The following is a 12,864-nucleotide window of genomic DNA, read 5'->3' as shown; positions in this document are numbered from 1 at the left end:
GAATGCCATGGTTCCACAATCCTCTTGATGAAGGACAAGAATTCATTTCCTTGATGACCGTATCAAGGTTTTCGTGTAGTACGTGTGGACAAGTTGTGCTTGTGATGCAACGCGACACACCGAGGTCGAAAACTTTGTGGTTTATTTCACATCTTGTTTCCGCATAATTCCGCCATTATTACTAAATCTGGGGTCGAAACGCCGAAAGTATCCCTAGATATAGTATTCAGAGAGACGTATAGTGATGGAAGACACAGAAAGTTACACGCATGTGATTTCATCCATGTGATTTGTATGATTCTGTGTCGGTTTCTTAACCTTAAAGAAAGGTATGTGATGCAGGCTCAGGTTCTGGATGCGCCCACAAAGCCAATAGCAGCGACGAAAAACGTATTGGTAGAAAAACGTGACGGGCGGATTGTCGATTTTGACCCGGTGAACATCATCGCAGCGGTAAAGTCGGCCTTCAAGGATCTCAACAAAGAAGTTGGCCCTGAAGAAGAGCAGATGATCCGCGATCTCGCTAACGGTATCGAAGGTGAGGTCAAGGAACGTTACAGCGGCCCGGCCAAGATCGAGGATATCCAGAACCTTGTCGAACACGGCCTGGTTGAGAACCATCTTTACGACGTGGCCCGCAACTATACGAACTATCGCTTGAACAAAGACATCGACCGTGCGAAGGCCACCGACATCAACGCCGCCGTCGACCGCCTGGTCAACAAGGACGAGACGCTGGTGCGTGAGAACGCGAACAAGGATTCCAACGTCTACGCCACCCAGCGCGACCTGCTCGCCGGCGCCGTCTCCAAGGCTTCCGCTTTCTCCATGCTTCCCAAGCGCGTGGCCAACGCCCACATGAAGGGCGACATCCACTTCCACGATGCCGATTACTCGCCGTTCACCGCCGAGACCAACTGCAGCCTGCCGAACTTTGCCGACATGCTCCACAATGGTTTCGAGCTGGGCAACGCGATGATGGACACCCCGAAGTCCATCGGCACCGCCGCCACGCAGATCACGCAGATCATCAAGGACATCGCAGGCGACCAGTACGGCGGCCAGACCGTCAACCGTGCCGACGAAATGCTCGACGAATACGCCCGCAAGGACTACAAGAAGTTCCTCGACCAGGCCCGTACCATGATTCCCGATTCCATGCCGGAGGATGTGGCTCAGGAAATCGTTGACGGACTCAAGGCCAACGAGCCGAAGACCCTGCACTTCGATGCGGATCGCAAGCCGATTCCGCAGGATACGCCGTTCCACGCGGATGCTCCGCGCATGGAGCAGATTCGCGAGATCTACGCCAAGATCATGACCCGCAAGGCCATTTATGACGCCATGCAGACCATGGAATACCAGATCAACTCCAACCGCGTCTCCAACGGCCAGACCCCGTTCGTCACCGTTGGCTTTGGCCTTGGCACTTCGTGGTTCTCCCGCGAGATCACCCGTTGCATCTTCCTGGTACGCATCCTTGGCCTTGGCCGCGACCACCACACCGCCATTTTCCCGAAGCTCACCTATGCCATCAAGCACGGCATCAACTCCGAGCCCGGTGATCCGAACTATGACCTGAAGCAGCTTGCGCTCGAGTGCTCGACCAAGCGCATGTACCCCGACATCCTCTTCTATGAGAACCTCGTCAAGATCACCGGTTCCTTCAAGGCGCCGATGGGCTGTCGTTCGTTCCTGCCCAACTGGACCAACCCCGACACCGGCAAGGACGAAGAGGAAGGCCGTATGAACCTCGGCGTCGTCACTGTCAACATCCCGCGCATCGCCTTGGAATCCCGCGGAGACAGGGATCGTTTCTGGAAGATCTTTGACGAGCGTATGGATGTCGCCCACGAAGCCATGCAGTTCCGCATCATGCGCTGCAAGCAGGCCAAGCCGATCAACGCGCCCACGCTCTACCGCTATGGTGCTTTTGGCCGCTTGGACGCCAACGATAACGTCGACCAGCTTTTCAACCGCGACCGTGCCACCGTTTCGCTCGGCTACATCGGCCTCTACGAAGCGACCAGCGTCTTCTATGGCAAGGATTGGATGACTGACCACAGCTGGAACGCGGAAGGCAAGGAATTTGCGCTTTCTATCGTCAAGAAGATGCACGATCTGTGCGCCAAGTGGGCCAAGGAAGAGGGCTATCACTATTCGCTCTATTCCACGCCTGCCGAATCGCTGACCGACCGCTTCAACCGCATGGACCGCGAAAAGTTCGGCCGTGTGCCGGGAGTGACCGACCACGACTTCTATACCAACTCCTTCCACTATCCGGTCTGGCTTTCGCCCACTCCGATGGAGAAGCTCGACTACGAGAAGGACTTCCCGTACTATGCTTCCGGCGGGTTCATCAACTACTGCGAGTTCCCGACCCTGCAGACCAACCCGAAGGCACTCGAGGCCGTGTGGGATTACGCCCACAACATCGGCATCGGCTACCTCGGCACCAACACCCCGATTGACCACTGCTACGTCTGCGGTTTCGAAGGTGACTTCGAGCCCACCGAAGAAGGCTTCAAGTGCCCCGAGTGCGGCAACTCCGACCCCGACAAGTGCAACGTCACCAAGCGCACCTGCGGCTACCTCGGCAACCCGGTGCAGCGCCCGATGGTGCACGGCCGTCACGAGGAAATCACCCATCGCGCCAAGCACATGAGCGGCGAGACCGGCCATGTGGTCCTCAAAGACGGCACCGAGCGTGAATGGTACGAAGAGGCCAAGTAGCCCGGTAGTTTTGCAACGTAAAGAGTAAAGGCGGTTCATCGTTTGGTGTACCGCTTTTACTTTGTCCGAAACCGCGCCGCATCGTAACGGTCATCTATCAAGTCAGGAAAAGAAAAGGGGAAGACGATGGGAAAGCTGGCGGGCGGCAAACTGCACGACTTCGCCGCGGACGAGCAGAACCGCGGCCCTTGGATTCCAACGGCGTACGCCAATAATCCGAAAGCGGGGCAGTGGACCAGCAGCAAGCTCAGCCATGACATGATCGCCGACTATAAGCCGCTGGTGATGACCGATGGCGAGGGCATCCGCTGTTCTGTTTACGTTTCTGGCTGTCCGTTCCATTGTGTCGAATGTTTCAACGAATCCATCTGGGATTTTCAGGCCGGCCATCCCTATACGCAGGGTCTCGAGGACAGGATTATCAAGGATCTTTCGCAAGGTGTTGTTCAAGGGATTACCTACCTCGGCGGCGAGCCCTTGCTTAACACCGGCATGCTGCTGAAACTCTCCAAGCGCATCCGCAAGGAGTTCGGCCACGATAAAGACATCTGGTGCTGGACCGGATATACGTGGGAGGAGCTCATGCGTCCCAGTGAAAGTGCCGACAAATTGGAACTCCTGCATTACGTCGATATTCTCGTCGATGGCCGCTACATGAAGGATCATCACGACTCCCTGTTGCAATTCCGCGGCTCGAGCAACCAGCGCATCGTCGATGTACCGGCCTCCTTGCGTGCCCATGCTGAAACCGGTTCGACGGCGCCCGTCATTTGGTCGAAACTGCATGACCAGCACCGCTTTATCCCCGAGGTCTACGGCAAGGACCGTTCCGCTGGTGAGGGTGCCGCCAGTTAATTGCGACAATGGGGATATGCATGAATCATTTCCGTTGTCAAGAGATGTAGGTCACACAGGTTGTCTCTTTCAGCTGAATCATTGCGATGTATCTGTCTCATGGGTTGTGCCACGACTAATCTTGCAAGATATATGTGTGTAAGCTCACGGTGTCAGATTACGCAAAACGCGGTGGGTTTACGAGAACGATAAGGATTGTAGGCATGGCTGACGTGATGGAAACCAAGACAACGGAGCATGAGGTTACGCCCCTGCGGGTCGGGCTCGATATCGGTTCGACCACGGTCAAGGCCGTCGTACTCGACAAAAGCAACGACTTGAACGACGTGCTGTTCGCGGATTATCGGCGTCACAACGCCAATGTGCGCGCTACGGTGGCAGGGTTGCTGCGCGACATCAAGAAGCAGCTTGAAGAAGAGGGTCGCGGTTCGCAGCCGATCAATCTCGCTATCACCGGTTCCGGTGGTTTGGGCCTGGCCGACGATATGAACGTGCCGTTCGTCCAGGAGGTCATCGCCGAGACCAAGGCCATCGACCAGGTCTATCCTGAGGCCGATGTGATTATCGAGCTCGGTGGCGAGGATGCGAAAATCACTTACTTGAAGCCCACTCCCGAGCAGCGTATGAACGGTTCCTGCGCGGGCGGCACCGGCGCGTTTATCGACCAGATGGCGACATTGCTGGATACGGACGCTTCCGGCCTCAACGATATGGCCAAGGATTACAAGCTGCTTTACCCGATTGCCTCGCGTTGCGGCGTGTTCGCCAAGTCCGATCTGCAGCCGTTGATCAATGATGGTGCCGACAAGCCCGATCTGGCCGCTTCCATCTTCTCGGCTGTTGCCACGCAGACCATCGCAGGGCTGGCTTCCGGCCGTCCGATTCACGGCAACGTGGTCTTCCTCGGCGGGCCACTGTTCTTCCTTTCCGAGCTGCGTGAGGCCTTTGCCCGCGCGTTGGAAGGCAAGGTCGACAAGTTCATCATTCCCGAGAATGCCCACCTTTACGTGGCCTACGGTTCCGCGCTGATGTGCGGCAACGACAACGAACTTGACGCTGGTCAGCATTTCGAGCCGCGCAGCTGCCAGGAGATCATCGACGATCTCGAAGCCCTCAAGAACAAGCCGGTCGACACCGCCACCATGCCGCCTCTCTTCCCGACCGAAGAGGACCGTCGCAAGTTCAACGAACGTCATCATAAGGAACAGGTCAAGGTCGGCACGCTTGAAGGTGCGAAAGGTCCTCATTTCCTTGGCATTGATGCCGGTTCCACCACCATCAAGGCGACGCTGATCAACGACGACCGTGAGATTGTATGGTCGTCCTACGGCACCAACGACGGCAGTCCGCTTGATGCGGCCGTCGAGATCGTACGCAAGATCGAGAACGCGCTGCCGGCTGAGGCATGGATCGCCCGCAGTTGCGCCACCGGTTACGGTGAAGGTTTGATCACCACCGGTCTGCATTTGGACGAAGGCGTGGTGGAGACTATGGCGCACTATCGTGGCGCCGAAATGGTGAGCCCCGGCGTCACCGCCGTCATCGACATCGGCGGACAGGATATGAAGTATCTCGCCATCGCCGACGGCGTCATTGATTCGATTTCCGTCAACGAGGCCTGCTCTTCGGGCTGCGGTTCGTTCCTGCAGACTTTCGCGTATTCCATGGGGCTGACCATCGAGGAATTCACGCAGGCCGCGCTGAACTCCGACCACCCGGTCGATTTGGGCTCGCGTTGCACCGTGTTCATGAACTCGTCGGTCAAGCAGGCACAGAAGGAAGGCGCCTCCGTCGAGAACATCGCGGCCGGACTCTGCTATTCCGTGGTGCGTAATGCGCTCTACAAGGTCATCAAACTGCGCGATTCCGGCCAACTCGGCGACACCATCGAGGTGCAGGGTGGCACGTTCCTGAACGATGCGGTGCTCCGTGCATTTGAGCTGTTGACCGGCAAGGAAGTCACCAGGCCGAATATCGCGGGTCTGATGGGCGCGTTCGGTGCGGCGTTGACCGCACGCATGCACTATGAGGATGCGCATGACACCGATGAAACCGTGGAACATACCAAGTCGGCCATTGTCGAAGGCGATGAACTTGACCACTTGTCGATGACCTCTGAGCGTGACGTCTGCAAGCGTTGCCAGAACCGTTGCAAGCTCACCATCACAACCTTCCAGGACGGCTCGCGCTATGTGACCGGCAACCGCTGCGAACGCGGCGCCGATGCCAAGGCTGAGCGTAGTGACCGTCCGAACCTTTACGATTACAAGTACAAGCGCGTCTTCGCCTATCGTCGCCTGACCGACAAGAAGGCCTACCGCGGCGAAATCGGCATCCCGCGTGCACTCAATATGTACGAAAACTATCCGTTCTGGTTCACGCTGTTGACCAACCTCGGCTTCAAGGTCCGGCTTTCCGGCCGTTCCAGCCATGAGCTCTTCCAGTCCGGCATCGAATCCATCGCCTCCGAGAACATCTGCTATCCGGCCAAGATGGTGCACGGCCACATCAAGTGGCTGCTCGATCGCGGCGTCAAGACCATCTTCTACCCCTGTGTCTCGTACGAAGAGAATCTGGTCGAGGGCGATACCGACAACCATTACAACTGCCCGATTGTTGCGAACTATCCGGTCGTAATAGAAGCCAATATGGCTGAGTTGCGCGAACCGGGCATCCGCTATATGCGCCCGTATTTCAACCTTGCCGACCACGACCTGATGGTCGACCGCATCGTCGAAGAGTTCGCGTGGACCAACGTCACCCGCGAAGAGGCCGAGAAAGCCGTCAAGGCCGCGTACGCCGAAGACAAGATTTTCAAGCATGACGTGCAGCAGGAAGGCCTGCGCGCGCTCGCCTATATGAAGGAGCACAACTGCCGCGGCATCGTGCTGGCTGGCCGTCCCTATCATATCGACCCCGAAATCAACCATGGCATCCCCGAAACCATCTGCTCACTGGGAATGGCGGTGCTTTCCGAGGACTCCATCTGCGAGTTGCAACCGGGCGAGAACCTGCATCTGAGCGAGTACCTGAGCAAGGGCGAAAAAGATCCGCGTGCCAAGAACGAAGGCGGGTTCCGTGAGGTCGGCGACCGCAAGGTCATCAATATGCCGTTGCGCGTGGCCAACCAGTGGGCCTACCATTCCAGGCTTTACTCAGCGGCGAATTTCGTCGCGTCCTACCCCGGACTCGAGCTTGTGCAGCTCAATTCCTTTGGCTGCGGCATCGATGCCATCACCACCGATCAGGTCAGCGAGATCCTCGCCGACAAGGCCGATGTCTACACGCTGTTGAAGATTGATGAGGTCAGCAACCTCGGTGCGGCGAAGATTCGTCTGCGCTCGCTTAAGGCGGCCATCGAGGAACGCGAAGCCAACAAGGCCAAGCTTGCTGGTGCTGCCGCGAAGGCCGAGCTCGAAGCGAAGTCTGCAAACAATGCCACCAAGGAAGAAGGTGCCATGGAATCCACGCAGATGACTGCCGAAGAAACCGCCAAGAAGGCTGCCGAAGTCAAGGCTCGTGAAAAAGCTGCAGCCAAGCGCGAGGCTGAGCTGAAGGATGCCGAGAGCAAGCTTGAAGAGGCCAAGGCGCAATTGGCCGCTGCCCAAGCCGCTGTTGACGCCGCGGAAAACAAGGCTCAGGACGCCAAGCAGAATGTTGAGGTTTCGGTTACAGCAGACTCCGCCGAAGATTCTAATAATGCCGAAGCCCCAGCCGACAAGCAGGGTGAGTTCCGCAAGACCGGTTCCAAGGCTCCGACCCCGGGTCGCCAGGTGTTGCTCGACAGCGTCATGAAGGCGAACCCCAAGCTCACCGAGTCCATGAAAGACGTTTCTCGTCGTGCCAATGGCAAATCTGGCGCAAGCATTGCAGACAAGGCAACGACATCTGCAAAATCCGGTTCCGCCTCGGCAAAGGCCGCAGGTGCTGTGACAACCCCTAAAAAGACAGCCAAGACAGGCGGAAAGAAGCGCAGCAAGGGCACCCTTTCGGCTTACGCCCACAAGGTCCGTTTCCAGAAGGACATGCGTCGTGATTACACCATTGTCGCCCCGCAGATGAGCCCGGTACACATGAGCTTGGTTGAGTCTGTGATCCGCTCCGGCGGCTACAAGTTCGACGTGTTGAAAATGGCCGACCAACAGGACGTGGAGACTGGCCTCAAATACGTCAACAACGACGCCTGCTATCCGGCCATCATGGTCGTGGGCCAGCTGGTCGACTCGATCATCAAGGGCAAGTACGATCCCGACAAGGTCTGCCTCGCCATCACCCAGACCGGCGGCATGTGCCGCGCGACCAACTATTACGGCCTGATTCGCAAGGCGCTGGTTGACGCCGGTTATCCGCAGGTGCCGGTTATCGCACTTTCCACGCAGGGCATCGAGGACAACCCCGGTTTCACCGCGACTCCGACGCTGCTGTGGCGTGCCATCAAGGCGCTGGTCATCGGCGACTTGCTGATGAAGTGCCATTACCGCGTGCGTCCGTACGAAAAGGTGAAGGGCAGTGCCAACGCGCTTTATGAAATGTGGGACAAGATTGTGCGCGAGACCATCGAGCACCACGGCCATTCCGAGACCGCCAAGCAGAAGATCGGCAAGGGCTATCTGCCATACCAGACGCTGTTGAACGAGATTGTCAAGAGCTTTGACGCCCTCCCATTGCGTAACATCCCACGCAAGCCGCGCGTCGGCGTGGTCGGTGAGATTCTCGTGAAATACCACCCGGACGCCAACAACCACTTGGTCGATGTCATCGAATCCCAGGGTTGCGAAGCCGTGGTACCTGGCATCATGGAGTTCATGACCACACGTCCTTATATCACCGACTGGAATGAAAAGAATACCGGCATGGGCGGCAACAAGAAGCTCTATGCCGTGATGCGTTGGGGCCTTGACCGGATTCTGAACCCGGTGCGTCGTGCCATCGATCTTTCGCATGGCAAGTTCAGCCAGGACACTCCGATGCCGGAACTCGTCAAGCTTGCTTCCACGGTCACCTCGATTGGCGTACAAGCCGGCGAAGGATGGCTGCTGACCGGCGAGATACTGGAACTCATCAAGTCCGGATGCCCGAACGTCGTGTGCGCCCAGCCGTTCGCCTGCCTGCCCAACCACGTCACCGGACGCGGCATGTTCGGCAAGATTCGCAGGCTGCACCCTGAGGCCAACATCGTCTCCATCGACTATGATCCCGGCGCCTCGGCCGCCAATCAGCTCAATCGCATCAAGCTGATGATCGCCGCCGCCAAGAAAGCCGACCAGAAACTGGCCAAGGTCGACTGAGCCCGGTCCTTGTCAGCCGTTGACGGTTCTGGCATAAGGGAAATGCGCTATACGCGACGCTCGGAATCCGAAAGCGTCGCATATAGCGCATTTTTGTAACGTTTTGTGATAAAGGCGATGCTTAAGGTGGCTGAGTGTCGTGTTTGGCGCAGTTGTGTGTGGGTTTGCGCTAGGCGCGATGCTGAGGATGGTTGGGCGTCGTGTTTAGCGCATGATTCGTACGGTTACCACTCACCACTCGGCACGCCAGTACTGCGGTGCCGCAGGATTGTCCTCGCGCGGGACGCCAAGTCGGGCGGCGGCCATCGCGGACCAGTGCGGGTTGCGCATCGCGGCGCGGCCGATGGAAACGGCATCGACCTGATGGGTGCGCAGCATGGTTTCGGCCTGTTCCGGGCTTGAAATCCCGCCGACCACGCTGACGACCGCATCGGTATCGGCCAATGCCTGCTTCATTTGCGCACCAAGAATGGCATGGAACCCCGGTCCGGAAGGCTGCAACGGGGTGTTGACCAGTCCGCCGGAGGACACGTCGACCCAGTTGATGCCATGGTGCTTGACCAGATCGCGCATCAAGGGCGCCGTGGTCTCGATGGCAAGCCCGCCTTCGACCCAATCGGTGGCGGAGATACGAATACCGAGCGGTTTCGAGTTTGGCCATGCCTCTCGCACGGCATCGACCACCTCGTAGATTAGACGCGAACGGTTTTCGAAGCTGCCGCCGTATTCGTCGGTTCGGGTGTTGACCAGTGGCGAAAGCGACTGATGCAGCAGGTAGCCATGGGCTGCGTGAATCTGAATGGCATCGTAGCCGGCGTCATCGGCACGGTGGGCGGCTGCGGTGAAGTCCGAGATGATTTGCTTGATTCCCGCTTTGTCCAGTTTCATGGTCGGCCGGTAGCCTTTGGCAATGGACTGGTCGGTCATGCCAACCGCCTGCCAGCCACCATCTTCGATAGACGCCGAACCTCCTTGAACTCCGGGAAGCCAGGGCTTGCCGGAAGCCCGTCCGCCCGCGTGGTTGAGCTGTATCGCTGCTGCAGCGCCTTGCGAGTGGATGAAGGAAACCAGATGCCAGTGCGCGGTCTCCTGCTCGTCGCTATATATCCCGAGGTCGCGTGGCGAAATCCGGCCAACGGGCGAAACCCCCGTCGATTCGACAGTGAGCAACCCGAACCCGCCGGCGGCGATGGCCCCGTAATGTTGCAGATGCCAGTCGGTGGCTACTCCGTCCTGCCGATTCACGGCATACTGGCACATGGGGGAGAGGATGGTCCGGTTGCGCAGTGCGAGTCCCGTGCCGTCAGGCGTGGGGAGGGTCAACGGTGAAAACAACGTGCTGCGATTATCCGTGGTCATGGCAGGCTCCTTGGTTTCGATGGTTCAGATATCTTCATTCTAGGTGGTTGCCGGTCCCGCAGCGTTTTGGGCTCGCCGCAATCTGATTTCAGTTTGAGCCGTTCCTGCGCCATAGCCGTATTCGCGGCAAGGTTGTTTTCATAACCGATAATCGTCGATTGTATGGAACATCTCCTCTGTGCGTGACTTGCGCTTCTCCTATACTGGAAACCATGTCAAAAGCCAAACAGCGTCGAATTCGCAAGTCTCCCGAAGAACGTAGAGAGGAAATTACACAAGCCGCTGCCAAGCTCATCAGCACCAACGGGTTCAATGGTATTTCGCTCAAGGATGTCGCCGATGAGGTCGGCATGAGCCAGCCAGGTCTTTTGCATTACGTTGGCAACAAGGACGGCCTGCTTTCGCCGCTGATCACGGATATCTACGATACATCCGGTACTCCGGAGGATTTCCTGAAATCCGGGTTGCCAGGCAGTGACCCGCAAGGCCCGTTCTTCCCTGCGTATCTGCGGTTTTTGGTGCGGCATAATGCCGGCAGGAAAATGATGGTGCAGCTCTATATGGTTCTGGAAACGGAATCGTTTAACCCGGCTCACCCGTTGCATGATTATTTCGAGAAGCGCCCTGATTCGGTGTGGGGGTACTACTCCAAATTTGATTGGGCCCTTCCTCCCGAGTTCCGGCCGTGGAACGATAAAATGCGTCCGGTGGTCAGGCAGAGCATCGAGGCCATGGACGGCATCCAGCTGCGTTGGCTGCGTGAGCCGCCGATCGATCTTTATGACGAATGGCTGAGCTTTGAAAAGGTCATTTTCCCTGATTCGGTATGGGAACATTATCGCTGATCCCATGGGATTGATACGGTGTGCGGAGGATGCTGTCGCAATCTGTGAAATATATATTAGATAAATACGGAAAAGATTGTCAATAAAACAAATCTTAAAGATTCCAATACATCTTATCGAATGAATACAAGTTATAATATTCTCTATATTTTATGGATCATTGGCTAAAAATCAACATTTTATGAGTATGTATCGCAGAAAATATTGCATTGTTTTAGAGAATAACCGTATAGAAGATGAAAAATAGACGTTAAAATGAATAAAATTATTAGTTATCTGATTTGACAAAAGAAATTCCGCTTATTATTATCTCATTTATCTAATGAAGAGTAGATAAGTTCCAATCCACTATCGTTAGATGCATCATTGTTGATAGTGAAAGAAGTGGATCAATGAGTGATTCCATAGTCGCCGGCAAGACCGAACGCCTCGCCGCGCATAATGCCGCGATTGAAGCGGCGGAAAAAGATCCAGCATTAAGCCCCGAAACAGGGCAGAAGGTTCCCAAGAAGAAACTGGTGCGGTTCGGCGCCGGATTCTTCATGTTCGGCATCTTCTGGATGACCGGTCTCGGCATCGTCTCGATCGTCTTGTTGCCGGAACACTACAAACAGGTGATCGGCATCCGACCTGATGTGTTGATCGGCTATGTCAACGCCTGCACCGCTGTGGCCTCTCTGGTCGCAAACCTGATGTTCGGCACTTTCTCCGACCGTTCCCGTTCGCGTTTCGGGCGCCGTACCCCCTATATCCTACTTGGCGGCTTGCTTGGCGGGGTAATGCTCTTCCTGACGGGCACCACCAACAACGCCGTGCTGCTCACCGTCTACTACTGCCTGTGCATGTTCGGACTCAACTGCATGATCGCGCCGATGACGGCCACCATTTCCGACCGCATTCCCTCGGGTGTGCGCGGTACGATGTCGGCGTTCTACGGAGCCGGTTCGACCATCGGTTCGCCGATCGGCTCGTTGATCGGCGCGCTGTTTGTGACCAACCTGGTGCCCGGTTTCGCGCTCGCCGGTGTCCTGATGTTCCTCGGTGGTGTCGTTGCCGTCATCCTCATCCCGCGCGAGGAATCCGCCGACTACCTGCCGCCGGCCAAGAAGGGCTTCAAGGACGTCATTATGTCGTTCCGCCCGCCGAAGTTCTCCACGGGCCACGACTTCTACAAGGCATTCGTCGGTCGCCTGTGCATGCTCATCAGCTACCAGATGATCAGCGTCTACCAGATGTATATCGTCGAGAACTATATCGGCCAATCGGTCAAGCAGGCTGCGGCCACCATCTCTGTGATCTCGGTGATCACCATGATCGTCTCGCTGGTCGGCTCCATCGTTGCCGGGCCTTTCTCCGATTTCATCGGTCGCCGCAAGGTCCCGGTCGTCGTCGCTTCGATCTGCTTTGCCATCGGCATCGCGATGCCATGGATTTTCCGTTCGACCACAGGCATGTATCTCTATGCAGCCATCGCCGGTTTGGGCTACGGCGTGTATTCCTCCGTTGACCAGGCGCTGCTTGTCGACGTCCTGCCGAACAAGGAAGAGGCCGGCAAGGACCTTGGCATCCTGAACCTCGCCACAACGTTGGGCCAGATGTGCGGCCCGCTGATCATGTCGAGCATCGTGGTTGCCGTCGGCTATTCGCTGGCGTTCCCGGTGGCTATCGCGCTTGCGCTGATCGGCTGCGTCTTCATCATGTGGATCAGGGGCGTCAAGTAAATCTCATCGATTTGTATTGAGCCAAATCTCGTATTGCCGATTTCCGATGGGTTGCGGAACAGC

At 56.8% G+C, this 12,864-nt stretch carries 6 protein-coding genes; 5 read left to right on the top strand and 1 reads right to left on the bottom strand.

Annotation, left to right across the window (positions count from 1 at the left end; translation table 11 throughout):
- Positions 1 to 336: 336 nt before the first annotated feature.
- The 3 genes from nrdD to PT279_RS02835 all read left to right on the top strand — a co-directional run bounded on the left by nrdD (position 337) and on the right by PT279_RS02835 (position 8,876).
- Complete coding sequence (nrdD, locus tag PT279_RS02845) at positions 337 to 2,733, top strand: anaerobic ribonucleoside-triphosphate reductase (RefSeq protein ID WP_277165904.1); 2,397 nt, start codon at positions 337 to 339, stop codon at positions 2,731 to 2,733.
- A gap of 135 nt (positions 2,734 to 2,868) precedes the next feature.
- On the top strand, positions 2,869 to 3,588 hold the full coding sequence (nrdG, locus tag PT279_RS02840; protein WP_277165902.1) for an anaerobic ribonucleoside-triphosphate reductase activating protein: 720 nt from the start codon (positions 2,869 to 2,871) through the stop codon (positions 3,586 to 3,588).
- A 203-nt stretch (positions 3,589 to 3,791) separates the two neighbouring features.
- Positions 3,792 to 8,876 carry an acyl-CoA dehydratase activase-related protein gene (locus PT279_RS02835; protein WP_277165283.1) on the top strand — a complete coding sequence of 1,695 codons (5,085 nt, stop codon included), beginning with the start codon at positions 3,792 to 3,794 and terminating at the stop codon, positions 8,874 to 8,876.
- Between the two features lie 231 nt (positions 8,877 to 9,107).
- Here the strand turns inward: PT279_RS02835 and PT279_RS02830 are convergent, their stop codons facing one another.
- On the bottom strand, positions 9,108 to 10,235 hold the full coding sequence (locus PT279_RS02830) for a tRNA-dihydrouridine synthase (RefSeq protein ID WP_277165281.1): 1,128 nt from the start codon (positions 10,233 to 10,235) through the stop codon (positions 9,108 to 9,110).
- A 212-nt stretch (positions 10,236 to 10,447) separates the two neighbouring features.
- Here PT279_RS02830 and PT279_RS02825 point away from each other — a divergent pair, with 212 nt between their 5' ends.
- Complete coding sequence (locus PT279_RS02825) at positions 10,448 to 11,080, top strand: TetR/AcrR family transcriptional regulator (protein WP_277165279.1); 633 nt, start codon at positions 10,448 to 10,450, stop codon at positions 11,078 to 11,080.
- Between the two features lie 392 nt (positions 11,081 to 11,472).
- Positions 11,473 to 12,801: an MFS transporter gene (locus PT279_RS02820; protein WP_277165277.1), complete on the top strand. Its 1,329-nt coding sequence runs from the start codon at positions 11,473 to 11,475 to the stop codon at positions 12,799 to 12,801.
- Positions 12,802 to 12,864 lie beyond the last annotated feature (63 nt).

Source organism: Bifidobacterium sp. ESL0784, assembly GCF_029433295.1.
GTDB lineage: Bacteria > Actinomycetota > Actinomycetes > Actinomycetales > Bifidobacteriaceae > Bifidobacterium.
This window is presented reverse-complemented; position numbering and strand designations above follow the sequence as displayed.